Source organism: Burkholderia sp. AU16482 (genome assembly GCF_002223285.1).
GTDB classification, from domain to species: domain Bacteria; phylum Pseudomonadota; class Gammaproteobacteria; order Burkholderiales; family Burkholderiaceae; genus Burkholderia; species Burkholderia semiarida.
The window spans coordinates 160,131-177,483 of sequence record NZ_NKEY01000004.1 but is presented as its reverse complement, the minus strand read 5'-3'; the positions used below and the strand labels follow the sequence as shown (position 1 = coordinate 177,483).

Annotated in this window: 24 protein-coding genes and 1 tRNA gene; 16 read left to right on the top strand and 9 right to left on the bottom strand. The window is 63.7% G+C overall.

Going from position 1 to position 17,353, the window contains the following annotated elements; all coding sequences use genetic code 11:
* Positions 1-47 precede the first annotated feature (47 nt).
* Positions 48-542, bottom strand: coding sequence for a hypothetical protein (locus CFB35_RS12455; protein ID WP_059576585.1), 495 nt, complete (start codon positions 540-542; stop codon positions 48-50).
* A complete protein-coding gene (locus tag CFB35_RS12450; protein ID WP_059576580.1) occupies positions 539-1,090 on the bottom strand; it encodes a hypothetical protein in 552 nt (183 codons plus the stop codon). The genes CFB35_RS12455 and CFB35_RS12450 overlap by 4 nt, the downstream gene beginning before the upstream one ends.
* Positions 1,091-1,379: 289 nt before the next feature.
* On the opposite strand from CFB35_RS12450, the gene CFB35_RS12445 reads away from it, so the two are divergent.
* From CFB35_RS12445 to CFB35_RS12435, 3 genes are all read left to right on the top strand, one after another.
* On the top strand, positions 1,380-1,589 hold the full coding sequence (locus tag CFB35_RS12445; protein ID WP_081083214.1) for a hypothetical protein: 210 nt from the start codon (positions 1,380-1,382) through the stop codon (positions 1,587-1,589).
* A 138-nt stretch (positions 1,590-1,727) separates the two neighbouring features.
* Positions 1,728-3,149, top strand: a complete 1,422-nt coding sequence (otsA, locus tag CFB35_RS12440) for an alpha,alpha-trehalose-phosphate synthase (UDP-forming) (protein ID WP_089465042.1) — start codon at positions 1,728-1,730, stop codon at positions 3,147-3,149.
* Positions 3,142-3,735, top strand: a complete 594-nt coding sequence (locus tag CFB35_RS12435; protein ID WP_089465279.1) for an AAA family ATPase — start codon at positions 3,142-3,144, stop codon at positions 3,733-3,735. The genes otsA and CFB35_RS12435 overlap by 8 nt, the downstream gene beginning before the upstream one ends.
* A 30-nt stretch (positions 3,736-3,765) precedes the next feature.
* Here the strand turns inward: CFB35_RS12435 and CFB35_RS12430 are convergent, their stop codons facing one another.
* Together CFB35_RS12430 and CFB35_RS12425 are read right to left on the bottom strand one after the other, a co-directional pair.
* Positions 3,766-5,133 (bottom strand): MFS transporter, encoded by a 1,368-nt coding sequence (locus CFB35_RS12430; protein WP_089465041.1) that lies wholly within the window; start codon positions 5,131-5,133, stop codon positions 3,766-3,768.
* 182 nt (positions 5,134-5,315) lie between these two features.
* The gene (locus CFB35_RS12425; protein WP_059576572.1) at positions 5,316-5,696 is read right to left on the bottom strand and encodes a DUF5594 family protein; all 381 of its coding nucleotides are present in this window, start codon (positions 5,694-5,696) and stop codon (positions 5,316-5,318) included.
* 117 nt (positions 5,697-5,813) lie between these two features.
* Between CFB35_RS12425 and CFB35_RS12420 the strand changes: the two genes are divergently transcribed.
* Positions 5,814-6,215 (top strand): hypothetical protein, encoded by a 402-nt coding sequence (locus tag CFB35_RS12420; RefSeq protein ID WP_060311945.1) that lies wholly within the window; start codon positions 5,814-5,816, stop codon positions 6,213-6,215.
* Between the two features lie 195 nt (positions 6,216-6,410).
* Here CFB35_RS12420 and CFB35_RS12415 read toward each other — a convergent pair whose 3' ends face one another.
* Complete coding sequence (locus CFB35_RS12415; RefSeq protein WP_059576567.1) at positions 6,411-6,737, bottom strand: hypothetical protein; 327 nt, start codon at positions 6,735-6,737, stop codon at positions 6,411-6,413.
* 142 nt (positions 6,738-6,879) lie between these two features.
* Here CFB35_RS12415 and eco point away from each other — a divergent pair, with 142 nt between their 5' ends.
* Entirely contained in the window at positions 6,880-7,380 is a 501-nt protein-coding gene (gene eco, locus CFB35_RS12410; RefSeq protein ID WP_089465040.1) for a serine protease inhibitor ecotin, read from the top strand.
* A gap of 31 nt (positions 7,381-7,411) precedes the next feature.
* Here the strand turns inward: eco and CFB35_RS12405 are convergent, their stop codons facing one another.
* Positions 7,412-8,035 (bottom strand): TetR/AcrR family transcriptional regulator, encoded by a 624-nt coding sequence (locus tag CFB35_RS12405; RefSeq protein WP_089465039.1) that lies wholly within the window; start codon positions 8,033-8,035, stop codon positions 7,412-7,414.
* A gap of 115 nt (positions 8,036-8,150) precedes the next feature.
* Here CFB35_RS12405 and CFB35_RS12400 point away from each other — a divergent pair, with 115 nt between their 5' ends.
* Positions 8,151-8,891, top strand: a complete 741-nt coding sequence (locus tag CFB35_RS12400) for an SDR family NAD(P)-dependent oxidoreductase (protein WP_059576558.1) — start codon at positions 8,151-8,153, stop codon at positions 8,889-8,891.
* 54 nt (positions 8,892-8,945) lie between these two features.
* On the opposite strand, the gene CFB35_RS12395 is transcribed toward CFB35_RS12400, so the two are convergent.
* Positions 8,946-9,278, bottom strand: a complete 333-nt coding sequence (locus tag CFB35_RS12395; protein ID WP_059576556.1) for a hypothetical protein — start codon at positions 9,276-9,278, stop codon at positions 8,946-8,948.
* Positions 9,279-9,488: 210 nt separating this feature from the next.
* Positions 9,489-9,565, bottom strand: a tRNA-Met gene (locus CFB35_RS12390).
* A 173-nt stretch (positions 9,566-9,738) separates the two neighbouring features.
* On the opposite strand from CFB35_RS12390, the gene CFB35_RS12385 reads away from it, so the two are divergent.
* The 10 genes from CFB35_RS12385 (at position 9,739) to CFB35_RS12345 (ending at position 16,750) form a co-directional block, all read left to right on the top strand.
* Positions 9,739-10,320 carry an RNA polymerase sigma factor gene (locus tag CFB35_RS12385; protein WP_081066493.1) on the top strand — a complete coding sequence of 194 codons (582 nt, stop codon included), beginning with the start codon at positions 9,739-9,741 and terminating at the stop codon, positions 10,318-10,320.
* Between the two features lie 12 nt (positions 10,321-10,332).
* Positions 10,333-10,641 (top strand): hypothetical protein, encoded by a 309-nt coding sequence (locus tag CFB35_RS12380; protein WP_059576549.1) that lies wholly within the window; start codon positions 10,333-10,335, stop codon positions 10,639-10,641.
* Between the two features lie 2 nt (positions 10,642-10,643).
* Positions 10,644-10,940 (top strand): 4Fe-4S dicluster domain-containing protein, encoded by a 297-nt coding sequence (locus CFB35_RS12375; protein ID WP_081066492.1) that lies wholly within the window; start codon positions 10,644-10,646, stop codon positions 10,938-10,940.
* A 101-nt stretch (positions 10,941-11,041) separates the two neighbouring features.
* Positions 11,042-11,764: an O-methyltransferase gene (locus CFB35_RS12370; RefSeq protein ID WP_373453010.1), complete on the top strand. Its 723-nt coding sequence runs from the start codon at positions 11,042-11,044 to the stop codon at positions 11,762-11,764.
* A gap of 493 nt (positions 11,765-12,257) precedes the next feature.
* Positions 12,258-12,449 carry a hypothetical protein gene (locus CFB35_RS34295; RefSeq protein WP_143328717.1) on the top strand — a complete coding sequence of 64 codons (192 nt, stop codon included), beginning with the start codon at positions 12,258-12,260 and terminating at the stop codon, positions 12,447-12,449.
* On the top strand, positions 12,400-13,251 hold the full coding sequence (locus CFB35_RS34290; RefSeq protein WP_143328716.1) for a hypothetical protein: 852 nt from the start codon (positions 12,400-12,402) through the stop codon (positions 13,249-13,251). Before CFB35_RS34295 ends, CFB35_RS34290 begins: the two co-directional genes overlap by 50 nt.
* Positions 13,252-13,558: 307 nt before the next feature.
* Complete coding sequence (locus tag CFB35_RS12360; RefSeq protein ID WP_060010244.1) at positions 13,559-14,293, top strand: hypothetical protein; 735 nt, start codon at positions 13,559-13,561, stop codon at positions 14,291-14,293.
* 59 nt (positions 14,294-14,352) lie between these two features.
* Positions 14,353-14,832 (top strand): hypothetical protein, encoded by a 480-nt coding sequence (locus CFB35_RS34285; RefSeq protein WP_143328715.1) that lies wholly within the window; start codon positions 14,353-14,355, stop codon positions 14,830-14,832.
* A gap of 448 nt (positions 14,833-15,280) precedes the next feature.
* Positions 15,281-16,015 (top strand): HNH endonuclease signature motif containing protein, encoded by a 735-nt coding sequence (locus CFB35_RS12350; RefSeq protein ID WP_060010246.1) that lies wholly within the window; start codon positions 15,281-15,283, stop codon positions 16,013-16,015.
* Between the two features lie 63 nt (positions 16,016-16,078).
* Positions 16,079-16,750, top strand: a complete 672-nt coding sequence (locus tag CFB35_RS12345; protein WP_060010249.1) for a hypothetical protein — start codon at positions 16,079-16,081, stop codon at positions 16,748-16,750.
* Here the strand turns inward: CFB35_RS12345 and CFB35_RS12340 are convergent.
* Entirely contained in the window at positions 16,747-17,196 is a 450-nt protein-coding gene (locus CFB35_RS12340; RefSeq protein ID WP_006751403.1) for a hypothetical protein, read from the bottom strand. The two genes, CFB35_RS12345 and CFB35_RS12340, sit on opposite strands and share 4 nt — an antisense overlap.
* Positions 17,197-17,353: the final 157 nt, after the last annotated feature.

Below are 17,353 nucleotides of genomic sequence, written 5' to 3'. Positions count from 1 at the left end.
CGCAAAACGGCAGGGGCGCCACGCACGATGCGCGGCGCATCGCGTCGTTACTGCAAATTCCCCCACCGATCGACTGCCGGTTCCGCCGACGCCCACTTCCAGTGCGTGCCTTGCTGGCACGCATTCGCGAAATACCAGTCGGCCTTGTCGCCGTCCTTCACCGAGAACGCGAATTCCTTGCACAGCGCGAGCGCCGACGAGTACGCGCGCGTGACGCGCACTTCGCCTTCGCCGTTTTCCAGCGGCAGCGTGTTCTTCACCTTCCACGGCTTCACTTCGCCGACGGCCAGGCTGCCGGCCGTCTTCGCGATCGCGTCCTGCTGGTTCTGATGAAGCTGCTTCATCGTGCGGTTGACGGCTTCGTCGGTCGCGGCCTGCACGGCAATCCCGACGCCCACGCCGACCGCCGGATTCGCGGTGACGAGGCCCGTCGCCGCGCCGGCCAGCGCACCGCTCGCCGCGCCGACCGAGCCGCAGCCCGACAGCGCGAGCGTCGCCGCGCACAGCGCGCCGATCGCCGCGATACGGATCGCCACGCTCATTGCAGCGCGCCCCAGCGCTCGGTCGCCGGTTCCGCCGACGCCCATTTCCACACGGGGCCGTCGCGGCAGATGGTGGCGACGTAGAACGCCGATTGCGCGGGCTTGTCGGCCTTCGCCGGCGTATCGACCGCGAACACGATTTCCTTGCAGTCGAGCGGGCCGACGCTGATCATCCGGCTGACCGTCACGCGGCCCTGCTCGTCGTCCTCGATCGGGAACGAATGGTGCGTCGACCACGGCGCGACGCCGCCGACGTCGAGCGGGCCGGCCGCCTTCGCGATCTGGTCTTGCGTGTAGCGGTGCGCGACGCGTTGCGTGTACTGGACGCCCGCCCGTGCGCCGGCGACGGCGCCGAGGCCGATGCCGGTGGCGACGGCGGCGTTGTTGGTGACCTTGGAGGCGATCGCGGCGCCCGCGATACCGGCACCGGCCGTCGCGCCTTCGCTGTACAGCGAATTGCAGCCGGACAGCAGTGCGGCCGCGGCGATCACGGCCAGCACGACGCGCGCCGGCGTGGCCCGGCGCGGCGATTCGAAGCGAATGTTCATCCCTGAGTGCAAGTCCTGTCTGGGTGAGCGGCGACGCATGCACGCTCCTGATGCCGCGTCATTGTTTCGCAATTGTCATGGGAAAACTGCAAAGCTTTGACAAATCGCCGTGCGGCGGGCCGCGTGCGCGCGGGCGGCGTTATTGTCGAATAGATGAACGACGAGGGGTCGAAACGTTACAAATTGAAGGTAATTGTTACCTTCGGATGCGATCGCGCGACCTAGACTGTTTTGTTATGGAATGTTTCTACGACGGCCTCGAGCCGCGCCGCATATGAGACACCCAGCCATGCGCCGTTCGAAACGGTTGTCACACCGGCCGCCCGACGCGGCGGCCGGCCATCCGGAAGACCGCCCGCGTCCGCGGACCGACGCGCCATCGGCCCCGCCCGCGGGCGCGCCGGACGAGGCGCCGTCGGACGGCGATCACAACCAGGGTGGTGCTCGCCCGGAAGGGCTCGACTATCAACGCGACCTCGGTCAGGAGCAGGACGCTTGATACGGTCGTCGCCGCATTCCAGCGCCGTATTTCATTGCAATTCTCGGAACTGAGTCGCCGCGCGGCCGCCTTCGGGCCGCCGCGCCTGCTTTGGCGCGCGTCGCGCGTCAGCCAATCGAATCGAGGAGGGGAAATCGCATGAGCAGATTGATCGTGGTATCGAATCGTGTCGCCGCCGGCGAGGACACGCGCCCGAGCGCGGGCGGCCTGGCCGTCGGCGTGATGGACGCGCTGCGGGAAACGGGCGGCGTCTGGTTCGGCTGGAACGGCGAGATCGTCGGTGCGCCGGACGCCGAGCCCGCGATCCAGCGGGACGGCAACGTGACCTTCGCGACGGTCGGCCTGACCCGGCGCGACTACGACCAGTACTACCGCGGCTTCTCGAACGCGACGCTGTGGCCGGTGTTTCATTACCGCGGCGATCTCGCGCGCTTCGACCGGCAGGAGTACGCCGGCTACCTGCGCGTGAACGCGATGCTCGCGAAGCAGCTCGCCGCGCTGTTGCGCCCGGATGACCTGATCTGGGTGCACGACTACCACCTGCTGCCGTTCGCGCACTGCCTGCGCGAGCTCGGCGTGAAGAACCCGATCGGCTTCTTCCTGCATATCCCGTTTCCGTCGCCCGACGTGCTGCGCCTCGTGCCGCCGCACGAGGAACTCGTCAAGTTCATGTGCGCGTACGATGTCGCGGGCTTCCAGACCGAGGCCGACAAGCAGGCCTTCACCGACTACATCGAGCGGCGCGGCATCGGCGCGGCGAGCGACGACGGGATGCTGCATGCGCACGGCCGCGTCGTGAAGGTCGCGGCCTATCCGATCGGCGTGCATCCGGACGCGATCGCGCAGGCGGCTATCCAGTACGGCGCTCGCAAGCCGGTGAAGATGCTGCGCGAGGCGCTGGGCGACCGCAAGCTGGTGATGAGCGTCGATCGCCTCGATTATTCGAAGGGGCTCGTCGAACGCTTCCAGTCGTTCGAGCGGATGCTCGCGAATGCGCCGGGTTGGCAAGGGCGCGTGTCGCTGCTGCAGATCGCGCCGCCGACGCGTTCCGACGTGCAGACCTACCAGCAGATCCGCGAGACGCTGGAAGGCGAGGCCGGCCGCATCAACGGCCGCTTCTCGCAGCTCGACTGGACGCCGATCCAGTATCTGAACCGCAAGTACGAGCGCAACCTGCTGATGGCGTTCTTCCGGATGTCGCAGGTCGGCTACGTGACGCCGCTGCGCGACGGGATGAATCTCGTCGCGAAGGAATACGTCGCGTCGCAGGATCCGGCCGATCCGGGCGTGCTCGTGCTGTCCGAGTTCGCGGGCGCGGCGGCCGAGTTGACCGGCGCGCTGCTCGTCAATCCGTACGATCTGTCGCAGATGGCCGAGGCGCTCGAACGCGCGCTGTCGATGCCGCTCACGGAGCGGCAGGCGCGTCACGAGGAGAACCTCGCGCGGCTGCGCGAGAACGACCTGTCGGTCTGGCGCGACACGTTCGTCGCCGACCTGCGCAGTGTCGCGGCGGCGGCGTCGGTCACGCGGCGCGCGGGCCAGCGGGCCGCGCATGCGTGAGTTCGCGCAGCGTGCGGCGAGTGACGACGAAGAAGCCGACGACGCAACCGGCCGCTTCTTCGTCGTGACGGGCGGCCCGGGTTCGGGCAAGAGCACGTTGCTCGATGCGCTCGAGCGCGCCGGGTTCGCACGTTCGCAGGAAGCCGGGCGCGGCGTGATCCGCGACCAGATGGCCGTCGACGGTCCGGCGCTGCCGTGGCGCGACCCGGCTGCGTTCGCCGAGTTGATGCTGAGCTGGGAGATGCGGTCTTACCATCTCGCGCGGCACGCGCGCGGGCCGGTGTTCTTCGACCGCGGCGTGCCGGACGTGATCGGCTATCTGAAGCTGACCGGCTTGGCGGTACCCGCGCACACGGAAGCGGCGGCGCGGCGTTTTCGTTATCACCGGCGCGTGTTCATCGCGCCGCCGTGGCCCGATATCTATGCGCAGGACACCGAGCGCCGGCAGGATTTCGCGGAAGCGGTGCGGACCCATGACGCGATGGTCGATTGCTATACGTCGTACGGCTATCGGCTGATCGAATTGCCGCGCGCGAGCGTGAAGGCGCGCGTGCGCTTCGTGATGGACACGCTCGACGCCGCTTGACACCCGCCGCGGGTGCGGCGCGCGACGGTGTCAGGCCGCCGGGTCCGGCGGCGGCGACGCGATGCGCAGCAGGCTGACGACCGCGGCCACCGCCGCGAACACCGTGGCGACAAAGAGTACGATCGTCGGCCCGCGATCGGGCGCGAGCCCGAAAATCAGCGCGACGAGCGCGGCGCCGAACGTCTGGCCCGTCAGGCGCGCGGTGCTCAGCATGCCGCCGGCGCCGCCGCTGCGCTCGCGCGGTGCCGACGACAGCATCGCGCGGTTGTTCGGCGACTGAAACAGCCCGAAGCCCGCGCCGCACAGCGCCATCCGCCACACGATGTCGACCGTGCCCGGGTGCGCGCCGATCGTCGCGAGCGACAGCAGCCCGGCTGCAAACAGCGCAAGCCCGATCCCGCCGAGCATGCCGGCCGAATAGCGGTCCGACAGCACGCCCGCGAGCGGCGCGGCGAACACGATCACAAGCGGCCACGGCGTCATGTAGAGGCCCGTCTCGACCTGCGAGAAGCCGAGCGAATGCTGCAGCCAGAACGGCAGCGCGACGAACGCGAGCATCTGCGACGTGAACGACGCCATCGACGTGTAGATCGACAGCGCGAACATCGGGATGCGCATCAGGTCGACGGGTAGCAGCGGCGCCGGCTGCGACAACTGACGCTTCACGAAGAAGTAGCCGACCACGCCCGCGATGGCCAGTTCCGCCGCGACGTACGCATGACCTTCGCCGTGACCGAGCCCGTCGACGGCCGTGATCAGGAGGCCGAACACGCACGCGTTCATCAGCGCGCTCGGGAAGTCGTACGGCGCGTCGTGCAGCGGGTTGGCCGGCAGCGCGCGCAGGCTGCCGAGCACGGCCGCGATGCCGATCGGCACGTTGACCGCGAAGAGCCACGGCCATGACGCGAACGACAGGATCGCGGACGCGACCGTCGGCCCGATCGCCGACGACAGCGCGACCACCATCGCGTTGATCGACAGCCCGCGCCCGAGCATCGACGACGGGTAGATCATCCTCACGAGCGCCGCGTTGACGCTCATGATGCCGGCCGCGCCGAACCCCTGGATCACGCGCATCACCGCCAGCATCGGCAGCGAGCCGGCCAGCGCGCAGCCGAGCGACGCCGCGGTGAACAGCGCGAGCCCGGCGATGTAGATGCGGCGATAGCCGATGCGCTCGCCGAGCGACGCGAGCGGCAGCAGCGTGATCGTGACCGCGAGCTGGTACGCGTTGACGATCCAGATCGACGCGGCGTCGGACGCGTGCAGGTCGCGCGCGATGGTCGGCAATGCGACGTTCGCGATGGCGCCGTCGAGCACGGCGAGCGTGATGCCCAGGGCGACGCAGACGATCGCCCAGTAGCGTTGCGGAAGCGGCAGGCCGGTATCGGCGTTCATGGCGGGAGCGAGAGCAGGGTTGTCCGCGCACCCGCTTGCCGGTTGCGTGCGCAACCATGTACGCGGGGGGCGGCGATGAACGGCCCGGCCGGCGCGGCTGCACCGGGGCGGGGCCGGTCGAGTGTATCACCGGGCCGCATCGTGCGACGCCAAGCCGCGAGGTGGCCGGCTGGCGCGCGCATTCAGCCTTCGAAGTCGAGACCGCCGAGCCGCACGAGCGGCTCGGCCTGCGTGCGCGACGCGAGATCGATGTCGCGCGCGCTTTGCCATGCGCCGAGCTTTCTCGGCAGCGCGGCGAGGTAGTGCTCGAAGCGTTGCGGGCCGTCGGGTTCCATCAGCCGCTCGATCTCGTCGGTGTCCCACGTCAGTTCGAGATTCAGCGGATGCACGAAGCCGCTCACGTGCTCGTGCGGCGCGCTGCGGATCTGCACGCGCGTCGGGTGCCCGTGCCCGCCATAGGGGACGACGTCGGCCCGCACGTGGTCGGCGAAGAACGCGGCGATCGCCTGCGCGATGCGCGGCGCGAATTCGGTATCGAAACGGCGGGCGGTTTCGGGCTGCATGAAGGCGTCTCCTGTGTGCCGAAAATCGTAGCACGGCGACGACGCGTTTCGGCGTGGGCAATACCGGTAATCGCGCGTTACCACTTGCTGCATCTATTACGGCCGCGTCCCGCCACAATGCATCGCATCCAGTACCACTTCGCGTGGGAGTCCATCATGAAAAAGATTGCCGCAGTGTGTGTCCTCGCCGGTTCGCTCGCGGTGGCGGGGCCGGCGTCCGCGCATGGCCGCGACGGCGGCGCCGTCATCGGCGCATTGATCGGCGGCGCGGTGCTCGGCGCGATCGTGACGTCCGCGATGAATCCGCCCGTCGCGTATCAGGCGCCCGTGTACCAGGCGCCGGCCTATCAGCCGCCGACGTACTACCCGGCGCCCGCATACCAGCAGCCGGCCTATCCGACCTACCAGCAGGCGCAGTACCAGGACGACGGCCCGAACTATTGCTACGACCGCTACCAGCGCGCGTACGTGTGCGGTGCGCCCGTGTCCGGCGGCTACGCGCGGCCGGCCGGCTGGTAAGCGGGCCGCGCGCGAGCGCGGTTCCGGGCCGGTCGGGCCGGCGCCCGCCGGCGTTGGCTTTGCCGGGCCGGACGACGAAAGGCCCTCGTTTCATGCGAGGGCCTTTCGTCGTTTGCGTGGCCATTCCGTGGCCGGAGTAATGCGCCGCCGGCCATCGGCGGGCCGTGCGTGGATACAAACGGTTGCAATTGAACGTCAGTGGCGATGACCGCCGCCGTCGCCGCGACCGTGTCCGCCGCCACCGCCTTCGTTCCAGTCGCCACGGCGTCCGCCGCCGCGCCACCAGCCGTTGCCGCGGTTGCCGCGGTCGCCGTCCCAGCGATGGTAGTCGCGCCGGCCGCGATCCCAGTCGCGTCCGCCGCCACCGCCCCAGATGTTGACCGTGCCGTACACGGGGGACGGGGCGTACGCATAGCCGGGATCGGAATAGTAGGGCTGCCCGTAGCCGTATCCGGCGTCCGGGGCGACGACGCAGCCGGCCAGCAGGGTAGCGACGCCGGCGGCAGCAATGAGCTTGAGCATGATGTTCTCCGTTGATTCCGCTATAAGTACCGCGCTCGGGGATTGCCGGCTGTTTGCAATTGTGTCGCCAAATTACAGCTCCGTAAGGTCTTGCGACGAAAGTGTTAGCATCCGGGGCTCATTGGTTTTCAGGAGCACATCGATGAAATTCGCGATCCGGGCCGCGCTGGCCGCCTTCTGCGTAACGACCGCCGCCGCCTGCGTGGCCGCGCCTGCCTCCGCGCCTGCCGTATCCGCCGAGTCGATCAAGATGTTTCCGCAGGCAGCGGCCGGCCAGCAGCGCGCCGTGATCGCGCTGCCCGCGCTCGAGAACGAAGGCGATGCGCGCGTCGAGCTGATGATCGGCAAGACGTTGCAGACCGACTGCAACCAGCATTGGTTCGGCGGCGAGCTGACCGCCGAGGATGTGAAGGGGTGGGGCTACACGTATTACCGGCTCACCGACGTGAAGGGGCCGGCATCGACGTTGATGGCGTGCCCGGGCCAGGCGCCGCAGCAACGGTTCGTACAGGTGCGCGGCGACGGTCAGCTGCTGCGCTACAACAGCCGCCTGCCGCTCGTCGTCTATGTGCCGGACGGCTTCGACGTGCGCTATCGCGTGTGGCATGCGTCGAAGGACGTGCAGCAGGCTGCGAAGCAGTAACCCGTTTTTTTCGGCGGTGTCCTGCCGCTATCTATACACCGGCCGCGCTGCTCGTGCCGACGAGCGCCGGCCATGCGGCCAGCGCGGCCTGCGCGACGGCCTCCAGATCGCGGCGGCTCGCGCCGTCGCGCGCCTGGATCGACATGCCTTGCTGAACCGTCACGTAGTAGCGGGCGATCGCGTCGAGGTTCGCGTGCGTTGATATTTCGCCTGCCGCGACGCCTTGCACGAGGCGTTCCCGCAGCGCGTCCACCGTGCCCTCGCGCATCGCGATCAGCGTTTGCCGGACCATATCGGAACGTTCGGCCGGATGCAGCGCCGACAGCACGATCAGGCAGCCGGCCGGCTTCGAGCGCCGCGTGAACACGCGTGCGGTATCCATCAGGTAGCTGCGCACGGCCTCGTACGCGCTGGCCGCCCGTTCGACGCCGCCCCAGATTTCCCGCCCCTCGGTTGCGCGGTAATGCTCGAGCGCTTGCCGGAACAACGCTTCCTTGCTGCCGAAGGCCGCATACAGGCTCGGCGACGCGATGCCCATCGCGGCCGTCAGGTCCGTCATCGACGCCCCTTCGTAGCCGAGACGCCAGAACACCTCCATCGCGCGATCCAGCGCCGCTTCCTTGTCGAAGCTTCTCGGTCGGCCTCGTTCAGCCATTGCGTCCGTTCCTTCGTCGATATCTGTATCGATCGATAAAATAAATCAATTGACTGCGCGGTGCAACGTGCCACATTCTGTGTCGGTCGTTACATAAATTGGGAAAGGAACCGACATGAATCGACTTCAAGGCAAGCGTGCACTCATCACGGGCGGCAGCCGCGGCATCGGCGCGGCGATCGCGAAACGGCTGGCGGCCGATGGCGCGGACGTGGCGATCACGTATGAAAAATCCGCCGAACGGGCGCAGGCCGTGGTCGCCGGCATCGAGGCGCTGGGCCGCAAGGCCATTGCGATCCAGGCCGACAGCGCCGATCCGGTTGCCGTGCGCGACGCGGTCGATCGTGCGGCGCAGGCGCTGGGCGGCCTCGACATTCTCGTCAACAACGCGGGGATTTTCCGGGCCGGCGCGCTGGACGACCTCACGCTCGACGATATCGACGCGACGCTGAACGTGAACGTGCGCGCTGTGATCGTCGCGTCGCAGGCGGCGGCGCGGCATCTCGGGGAAGGCGGGCGCATCGTGTCGACCGGCAGTTGCCTCGCGACGCGCGTGCCCGATGCCGGGATGAGCCTTTATGCGGCGAGCAAGGCCGCGTTGATCGGCTGGACGCAGGGGCTCGCGCGTGATCTCGGCTCGCGCGGCATCACGGTCAACGTCGTGCATCCGGGGTCGACCGATACCGACATGAACCCGGCCGACGGCGAGCATGCCGATGCGCAGCGTGCGCGGATGGCGATTCAGCAGTACGGCAAGGCCGACGACGTGGCCGCGCTCGTGGCGTTCGTCGTCGGGCCGGAAGGGCGGTCGATCAACGGGACGGGGCTGACGATCGACGGCGGCGCGAACGCGTAAAGGCCGATGCCCGGCGTGAGTTGGCCGGGTGGGAGGCGTGTGTTCGTGTGCCCGTTACTGGCAGCCGAGGCGCTGGTGCTCGGCTTCCAGGTCGGCTCGTTTGTCGTAGGCGCGCAGTTCGTTGCGCGGCTTGCCGTCCGGGCCTGTTCCTCGCACGACCTTCTGGCCGCGGTCGGGCGAATGCGTGACCGCGTCGATGCCGGCGGCGAGTTCCCGGCAGCGGGCGTCGGGGGAGGTGCTTTCCGGGTGCGGGGCTGCCGAAGCCGTGACGTTGGCGATGCCGGGGCTGACGTAGCGCTGTTTGGCGGGAGCCGAGCCGGTGTCGGCGGCGTTTGCCGCGGCGGTCATCGCTGAAAGCGCGGCGAGCGCCGCGATCGTTCGAATCATTCGAGAATTCCTTGTGTTGAACCGAAGAAGGTTCGGAATTCTACGCAACGTTCGGTGCATGTCCGCGGCGAACGGGCGAGGTGCGATCGTGTGTCGCACGTCGTGGCGAGCGCTCGATTGCACCATCTTCGTGTACCGCGCCGCGCGCGCAAGCAATATTCCCCAGACAGCAAAAAGCCCGCTTGCTTTCGCAAAGCGGGCTTCGGTATTTGGTTGCGGGGGTAGGATTTGAACCTACGACCTTCGGGTTATGAGCCCGACGAGCTGCCAGACTGCTCCACCCCGCGGCGCGAAGTGTACTTGGGTCGGTGCGCGGAGTCAAACGATTCGTGCAAAGACGGGCTGATGTCATATCGGGCCTGTTCCTTGAAACCCCTGCCACGCAGGGAAGCCGATGCGTGCAGCCGCAAATTTTTTACGTTCGCCACAATATTCGCGCGCCTGAAACGTCTTCAGACGCATGGAACCGCCACCCACTTCGCAATCGATGACCGACCCAGACCGCGACATCACTGCGACAGTGATGCGTGAACGAACGAGGCTAGGGAACTTCATTCGGCGCCGGATCCGCGACCCGGACGACGCCGAGGACGTTCTGCAGGATGTGCTTCACGAATTCGTGCAGGCTTATCGGCTTCCGGCGCCGATCGAACAGGCGAGCGCGTGGCTGTTCCGTACCGCGCGCAACCGCATCATTGATCGTTTCCGCAAGAAGAAGGAGCAGCCGCTGACCGATCTACTCGATGCCGACGACGAAGCGGATAGCGAGTATCGCCTGGATCTCGCGCTACCGGCACACGATGCCGGCCCTGAAGCGCTCTACGCTCGCACGCTGCTGCTCAAGGCGTTGCAGGATGCGCTCGACGAGTTGCCGGCGAATCAGCGCGAGGTTTTCATCGCACACGAACTGGAAGGGCTGTCCTTCAAGGAGCTGGCCGCGCAGAGCGGCGTCACGCTCAATACGCTGCTCGCGCGCAAACGCTACGCGGTCCTGCATCTGCGTGCTCGACTGCAACCCATTTATGACGAACTGGATATCTAGAGGAGTCGACGGATGAATTTTCGAATCAGATGTGCGGGCAAGGCGCTGCTCGTGGTGGTCGCCATCGGCGTGCTCGGATGGGTCGTCATGATGCTGTGGAACTGGGTGATGCCGGGGTTATTCGTCGGCGCCCGGACGATCGACTTCGCCCATGCGCTGGGCCTGCTCGTGTTGAGCCGCATCCTGTTCGGCGGATTCCGCGGACACCGCGGCTGGCACGGCCGGCGCCACTGGCGCAAGTGGGAAGCCATGACGCCCGAAGAACGCGAGCAATTCCGGGCCGCATGGCGGTCGCGTGGCAAGCGGCCTACCGAGGAGTGAACATGCGCGAGAAATCAACGGCCGACTGCAAGCAGAAGGCGGGCGTGATTGCGCCTGTCGTCGATCTGAAACGTTGTGAAGGCAAGGGCGATTGCGTCGCCGTCTGCCCTGAAAACGTGTTCGAGGTCCGGCGCATCGATCAGGCCGATTATCTCGATCTTGGCCTGATGCATCGCTTGAAGCTGCGCGTGCACGGAATGAAAGTCGCGTACACGCCGAATGCGGACGCGTGCAGATCATGCGGGCTTTGTGTGACGGCGTGCCCTGAACGGGCGATCACGCTTGCCCGACGGGCATAGCATCGCTCGTGCTTGCCGACGATCGAACGGCAGCGCAGGGAGCCTGACGGCGGACTGGCAGTCGATGGATACGCCGTCTACGTCATCAACTTCGTGAAGGAATGGACTTGGCTTCGACCACCAACGCTCTTTTGCAACGGCTTCATGAAGAAAGCCGGAGCGAAATCATCGCCCGCGCACGCGCGCAGTTCCAGGGGCCGAACGAGGCGTTTCCGACGCTCGTCGACGAATACGAAGCGCTCGCCCCGAGGTTGCGAGGACGGTTTCTCGAAACGTTCGGCCTGTTCACCGAGGATTTCGAATCATCGGGAGGCAGTGCGCTATCGTTGGCCGTGTCGGCGGAAACGGGAAGGTTTTTGCGCAACATGGTGCTGTCGCAACGGCCGAGCAGAATCCTCGAGCTGGGCAGTTCCTGCGGCGTGTCGACGCTGTATTTCGCCGATGCGCTGCGCACGCTGGGCCGTGGCGTGGTCATTGCAACCGAATGCGATGCGCTCAAGTGTGCGCGTTTGCGGGCTCATGTCGAAGCGGCGGGCCTGGATGCCTATGTCGACGTGCGGGAGGGCGATGTATTCGAGACGGTTGCCGAGCTGGAAGGGGGCGTCGACATGGTGTTTATCGACGTATGGGCAGACGCGTACTTGACGCTGTTCAGACAGATCGAGCGCTTGCTGCGGCCCGGAACGGTCGTGCTGGCCGACAACATGTACACGGCCGAGGAAGCCGTTCGACCGTACAAGCACTACCTCGACGAGGATCCGCGGTTTTCGACCACGACGCTGGATTTTGAGTCGGGGGTGGAGTTTACGGTCGTTGTGGCTTGAGGGAAGTTTCTTGCGAAGCCGGGGCAGTATCGGCTTGGCTGGTCCCGACAGAATTCATGCTTCCAATATGACATTGGATTTTGTGGGTGTCTTTTGGATTTGTGCCCCCAAAAATGCCCCGAATGGTGCAGTGCTAAATCGGGGAGCGATGTTCCGAGTATTCAGATGGTCGGCAAGCCTGTACGCCTTCTGGACGGTTCAAGACCAAGAGCCTCGGCCTCGGTGCGATTCCACTATATGAAAAGTCTCGTCGAGACTCTGCTTGGTACCTCCGTGGCGACCCAACGGTCGTGCTCACATGAGGCGGTCGTTACGCTGCTGGTCACGGATCTTGGCGCACTAAAGTGCAAGAGCACTCGCGCCGACGAGCCCTGCAAGCGACGTCAGTGCGCGGCATTAGGTAGGCATTAGGTAGGTAGGCCCTACGTGGGTTCATTCCGGCCAGGCGTGCTACTATGGTCGTTGGGTATTCACACATCCGTTGGAGATCGTGATGGGCAACTTTTTGAAAGGTGCGCGAGCCTTGCTTTCCGCAAAGCAAGGGAACGAGCGTATGCAAAAAGGGGCGCAACAGATGCTTGATGGCATGTTGAAGGCCCGCGCGGAATTTGAAGACAAAAAAAAGGAAATTGAGAATGAAATCCGGCGCGGAGCAAAACGCACCAACCACAAACTACCTCTTTGACTTCATCTACCTCGATCGAAACAAACTAGGATCGTATTACGCGCAACTGTTTGATGACGGGGTGCTTTCGTCCGTTAAGCGCACGGCTTCGACTCAAGATCTATCGGCAAGATCGCTCGGTGTTGGTGCCCCCAAACTTCTTCTGGGCGGCGAAGCAAGGAGTTCCGAAACTGCATCGAACGGAATCGAGACTCAGTTTGATGCCTCGTGGACAATCCCCATTGAAGTAATCAATGAGCTTGATTCGAGAGGGTTCATTGCGAAGAACATTTCGACTGCTCAATTGGGGCAGCTAGTATTGCTTCGCGGTCGTCTTCAAATCATCGATCTCCGAATGGTGCAGGAACTCTGGGAGCCGATTATTGCTGCGCAGACTGAAGAGGCAAAGTCATCTGCGAAGACGGCTCTTGAACGAAAAACAGCGGCGACCGAGGCGGCAACCAATAAGCAGATGATCAAGGTCATTTCCAAGCTTCCGCATACGATGCAAATGCGGCTCTTCAATGACGAATACCAAGCTTGGTCTACACTGAGCCCTTCATCGCTAACGATCAATGCGGAAGACCTTGCGTTTAAGCATGGCGCGAGCATGCCGGGCGAATGGTGGACTTTAGCTTTGCTTGACGCAAGGCCCGCAGATGACGACAATTTTGCGGTTCCTGATGCGTTGAGTGACATCGAGAGCGGGATGCTACAGATGCTGATCGGCCTTCGAGTATTTTTTGGGCGCCAGTCGCGAGATTATGGCGTCACACCTGTTGCCGTTTTTCGCTCTGTCTCACCGCAAGCGTCCTTAGTGTAGTGCCACTGTCCGGCGATCGCATTCGTCCTCTCCTCGGCCTCGGTGATAAGCGGTAATGAGCGTAACCCGGACATGATGAAAGCCCGCCCAGTTGCGGGCTTTTTCTCATTCTGTCGCCCGACGATTTCAGAAGCACTGCTCCTACGATAGTTGTCGCGATGCTTTGATCTGTCACACGAATGATCTAGCATCGCACGATGCACTCCAGATCGAGTACCGGGCGCGGTGCCCGGCTATCGTTGCCGAGGAATTGCTGCGCTTCCGATGCGGTAGCGGGTAATGCGTCCCTGACTGACTGGGAGGGCCGTTGAACCGGGCCTTCGCATTCTTCCAGCGAGTCATCGGCCTAATTCGCAAGCAGCTCGAGCGGATCGCTGGATCGTCCCAGGGCGATCATTCCGTGGAGGATCTGACGAACGAGGCTTGGCTGATCGTTGACGAACTGCACGTCGAGCCGGATGCGAACCCGGACCCTGAAGACGAAAGTGTGCGTGAGCTGATCGTCACGCGTCTGCAGCGAGAGTTCGGCAGGTTCGTCAATCGTCAGGAGCGCTTCGCCACCCGTATCGACCGAGATGATATCGATGACGACGGCGACTTCATGCCAAATGCTGTTGCTGCCCGACTCTCGGCGCCCGAGAAATACGAACCGTTGGCATCGATCGAGATGCGCGAAGAAGCGGCTGCGGCGGCACGCAGGATCGGGGAGCGCTTTTCCGAAGCAGTCGCATACCTGCGGACATTCGAGCGATTTGATGGCGACAGGGTTGGTGTGGCGCAGTATCTAGCAATTGGCCCGCGGGCGCTCGATCGTCGCGTGGCACGAGCATCGCGTGTCGAATTAACCCAGCCATCGATGTTCGATGGGGTCGAGCATATCCCGGCGGACTTCATGCCACAGCCCGGGCGATGGAAAGTGAGGCCTGGCATTCAACGATATCGAGGTGCTTGCGCCATCGCGTGGCCGGTCCAACTGCAGTTGTTCATGCGCTCGTGCAAGCTATTTTTCAGTCGGCGACGGAGAGAGCAGTCGCAAGCGTAGACGAATACGACGCGCTAGTTCGATGCCTGCGTGCGTCAAGGTGACGTTGGGAGTGTCCAATGCAGACGCTTGAACGTGTCGAGCTTTACAACCTCGTGTGGCAGGTTCCGATGATCGAACTGGGGAAGAAGTACGGAGTGTCCCGAGACGCGATCCGATGGGCGTGCCTACAACTGAACGTACCTTTGCCACCTCAAGGGTACTGGGGCGCACTGGCGGCGGGAAAGGTTATGGAACGCCCGGCGTTGCCACCACTGCAGGCCAATAAAGTTACCACTCTGAGCGTTGCAGCTTTGATCGAGAAAGACGCGCCGCGTAGTCGGAGGCGCGGTCAATCTATGCACAGGCCTTCGTTAGTCGAAAGGCTATTTGGTGCAAAGCAACCGAAACCGGAAGATCAGGTCGTTTTACTGCCGCATGGGTACAAGTGGCATAGATCGGTGCAATCTATCAAGGAAGATCTCGACGCGAGGGCAGCAGATGCAATGGTTGCGAAGAAGCGCTTTGAGTGGATAGAAGCCCATCCCGGTAAGCGGTAGCCTCCGGTACGCGTATGCGACCGAACATCTGGAGCGGCAGAAGGCAGCCGGCATATCGCGCCGTGAGGCGGCTGCTGGGGTGTCGACATGGCTTGGCCACGGGGACGGACGCGGAACATGGGTGACGCGGGTCTACGGGCGTGAGGTGTTGACCGAAGAGGGGGCTCACCATGCATAAGCACGGTGGCGCATTGCCGCTCGTCGGCCACTCGAGGTGGAAGCAGATCGAGCCATTCGTCGGTGTCTCAAGGGAGACTTGGCGAAAGCTGTGCCTTGCGGGGCGGGCGCCGCGACCGATCCAACTCTCGCAGCGCTGTACAGTCTGGCGGAACGACCAGGTGCACGCGTATCTGGCTGATCCGTTGGGGTACAGGGCGAATGAGGTGCGCGGCGCGCCGGCTATACGGCCGTCGTGCTAGCCTCTCAACGACCCACGTGCTGAGCCGCCATGACCAAAATTACGACTGACCAGATCAAAGCCGCTTACGAAGTGGCAAGTGCCGTCTATGATGGCAAGCTATCGAAGCTGGAGGGTATAGACAAGCTTTACCGCGAGTACCGGCTCAACGACACGACGGCAACCCATTTCATCGATGATCTCCGCTTGATGCTGATGGGACAAGAGTTCCATCGCACACTGAGCGTCGAGGCAACCAACTATTTTCTCTGCCAAATTGCGATTGAACGGGGCGGCGCCGAACTGGAAAAAGCGATCGCCGCGAACTACGCGCATCTAGACTACTACGCGAAGCTTTCGAAGGGCGGACCTCAACATGCAAAGCGCCGGATAGTCGATGCGTGGGCGGCGAAGCGCCTGTTGCCTAGCGATCTCGGCGTGATGCAGTCGGAATTTGCGGAGGCGGTACAGCAGGCTCGAGCGGACGCGCCTGCTGTACGCCGGAGCCGGCTTCTCGCTGCTGCTAAGGTGCCCAATAAGGTGCAGGTCGTGACCGAGGCTTACGTCCGGAATCCTGACGTTGCTGCAGAGGTGTTGGAGCGAGCGAAGGGCAGTTGTGAGCGGTGCGCGAAGCCAGCACCGTTCATCCGACGCACCGATTGCACACCGTATCTCGAGGTACATCACCGCTCGAGGTTGGCCGACGGAGGTGAGGACACGGTCGAGAACGCAATTGCTCTCTGTCCGAACTGCCATCGAGAGATGCACTATGGAAAATTGGATTGAGGGCAAGATGTGCAAACATGTTCGGGTTGAGCACATGGAGCTGAGGTCTGGCGAGGTGGCTGAATGACTAATCGGACCGAGACGGATGCCGCGTTGCAAGAGGCAAAGGAAGTGGCGTCTCGATTGAAGGCGTCGTTGCCCTCATCAGTCGATGCCGCGCAGCAGGGCATCATGTTCAAGTCGTTGTTTTACGCCTTGGTAGTCCGAGAGGCGTTGTTGCATCGAATCGTTGCGCTTGCGGAGGATGCTTTTGCACTCCATGACGCCTCACGTTCGCTAGGTGCCGCCATCATCGCACGTTCGATGTTAGAGACGATGTCGGTACTCGGGTACCTCCGAGGCATATTTGAGAAATTTGAAGCCACTGGGGACGAGAAGGTCCTGTTCGACCGGATAGCAAAGGCGGTTGTGGGCGCCAGAAACATGCAGGACGAGGCGCCTCCTGCAGTTCATATGTTGAAGGCGATCGAGGAGACGGAACGGCGCATCGGTGTTCCGGGTTTGATGGCGGTTTACGAGTCGCTTTGTGAGTTCACGCATCCAAACTGGAGCGGGGTGCTAGGCTCTTTCGGCGAGCATGAACACGCGCATCGCGTAGTGTTTGGAACGCCCGCGAGAGGTATTCCCCCGGTAGAAGTGCATCTCGCAATTATCCTGACTACGTTCGAGCAGTTCTATACATGGCTCGGTGAGGCAATCTGCATGGCAAATGCAAGGCTTGAGCAGAATCGTTAACGCGCAAGATCGTCTTCCTCGACGAGGCTACGAAGTTTTTCGCAAAAGTCTCCGTAACGCATAGGGATGCAGCGCGTCCCGGCAGGAAAGCGCCGTAGACTGCGACGGTCCTCGGAGATGAACCAATCAGCAACCATAGCCGCAACATCAACGATAAAGGCATCTGCTTCGCTGTTGGATGTGCCGCGGTGAGCGTCATAGATTTCGCCTGAGCCCAAGTGGTCACCGGCGCGCATGATGCCGACCCGTGCGACGGCGTGGCCGATGATTTCGACTGGGAATTGATCCGGGAAGCCAGCCTCGCGCCGATGTAGCTCTTCAGCAACTTGGCGCGGCATCAGAATCGCGACCGCTTGCTGTTCTATTAGGTTGAGCAACAGCTCGGCGCTTTCCGCATCCTGTTCGATGCAATCATAGATGTTTGTGTCAAGGATGATCTGGATCATGGGAGCCTGGCGAATTTATGCGGCTGCGGAGGCTATGCGTGCAACGTTGTTGAATAGGATATCGCCGTAGGCCCACACAATCGTTCCTATGATTGTGAGGCAGGTGGCAAACCATAGGCCGCGCTTTTGTTTGGGAAGATACCGCAATCTCAGCGCC

What these genes read in the sequence shown, in the direction of transcription:
- CFB35_RS12455 (WP_059576585.1), bottom strand. Translation starts at nt 542, where the DNA reads ATGAGCGTGGCGATCCGTATCGCGGCGATCGGCGCGCTGTGCGCGGCG.
- CFB35_RS12450 (WP_059576580.1), bottom strand. Translation starts at nt 1,090, where the DNA reads ATGAACATTCGCTTCGAATCGCCGCGCCGGGCCACGCCGGCGCGCGTC.
- CFB35_RS12445 (WP_081083214.1), top strand. Translation starts at nt 1,380, where the DNA reads ATGCGCCGTTCGAAACGGTTGTCACACCGGCCGCCCGACGCGGCGGCC.
- otsA (WP_089465042.1), top strand. Translation starts at nt 1,728, where the DNA reads ATGAGCAGATTGATCGTGGTATCGAATCGTGTCGCCGCCGGCGAGGAC.
- CFB35_RS12435 (WP_089465279.1), top strand. Translation starts at nt 3,142, where the DNA reads ATGCGTGAGTTCGCGCAGCGTGCGGCGAGTGACGACGAAGAAGCCGAC.
- CFB35_RS12430 (WP_089465041.1), bottom strand. Translation starts at nt 5,133, where the DNA reads ATGAACGCCGATACCGGCCTGCCGCTTCCGCAACGCTACTGGGCGATC.
- CFB35_RS12425 (WP_059576572.1), bottom strand. Translation starts at nt 5,696, where the DNA reads ATGCAGCCCGAAACCGCCCGCCGTTTCGATACCGAATTCGCGCCGCGC.
- CFB35_RS12420 (WP_060311945.1), top strand. Translation starts at nt 5,814, where the DNA reads ATGCATCGCATCCAGTACCACTTCGCGTGGGAGTCCATCATGAAAAAG.
- CFB35_RS12415 (WP_059576567.1), bottom strand. Translation starts at nt 6,737, where the DNA reads ATGCTCAAGCTCATTGCTGCCGCCGGCGTCGCTACCCTGCTGGCCGGC.
- eco (WP_089465040.1), top strand. Translation starts at nt 6,880, where the DNA reads ATGAAATTCGCGATCCGGGCCGCGCTGGCCGCCTTCTGCGTAACGACC.
- CFB35_RS12405 (WP_089465039.1), bottom strand. Translation starts at nt 8,035, where the DNA reads ATGGCTGAACGAGGCCGACCGAGAAGCTTCGACAAGGAAGCGGCGCTG.
- CFB35_RS12400 (WP_059576558.1), top strand. Translation starts at nt 8,151, where the DNA reads ATGAATCGACTTCAAGGCAAGCGTGCACTCATCACGGGCGGCAGCCGC.
- CFB35_RS12395 (WP_059576556.1), bottom strand. Translation starts at nt 9,278, where the DNA reads ATGATTCGAACGATCGCGGCGCTCGCCGCGCTTTCAGCGATGACCGCC.
- CFB35_RS12385 (WP_081066493.1), top strand. Translation starts at nt 9,739, where the DNA reads ATGGAACCGCCACCCACTTCGCAATCGATGACCGACCCAGACCGCGAC.
- CFB35_RS12380 (WP_059576549.1), top strand. Translation starts at nt 10,333, where the DNA reads ATGAATTTTCGAATCAGATGTGCGGGCAAGGCGCTGCTCGTGGTGGTC.
- CFB35_RS12375 (WP_081066492.1), top strand. Translation starts at nt 10,644, where the DNA reads ATGCGCGAGAAATCAACGGCCGACTGCAAGCAGAAGGCGGGCGTGATT.
- CFB35_RS12370 (WP_373453010.1), top strand. Translation starts at nt 11,042, where the DNA reads ATGGACTTGGCTTCGACCACCAACGCTCTTTTGCAACGGCTTCATGAA.
- CFB35_RS34295 (WP_143328717.1), top strand. Translation starts at nt 12,258, where the DNA reads ATGGGCAACTTTTTGAAAGGTGCGCGAGCCTTGCTTTCCGCAAAGCAA.
- CFB35_RS34290 (WP_143328716.1), top strand. Translation starts at nt 12,400, where the DNA reads ATGAAATCCGGCGCGGAGCAAAACGCACCAACCACAAACTACCTCTTT.
- CFB35_RS34285 (WP_143328715.1), top strand. Translation starts at nt 14,353, where the DNA reads ATGCAGACGCTTGAACGTGTCGAGCTTTACAACCTCGTGTGGCAGGTT.
- CFB35_RS12350 (WP_060010246.1), top strand. Translation starts at nt 15,281, where the DNA reads ATGACCAAAATTACGACTGACCAGATCAAAGCCGCTTACGAAGTGGCA.
- CFB35_RS12345 (WP_060010249.1), top strand. Translation starts at nt 16,079, where the DNA reads ATGACTAATCGGACCGAGACGGATGCCGCGTTGCAAGAGGCAAAGGAA.
- CFB35_RS12340 (WP_006751403.1), bottom strand. Translation starts at nt 17,196, where the DNA reads ATGATCCAGATCATCCTTGACACAAACATCTATGATTGCATCGAACAG.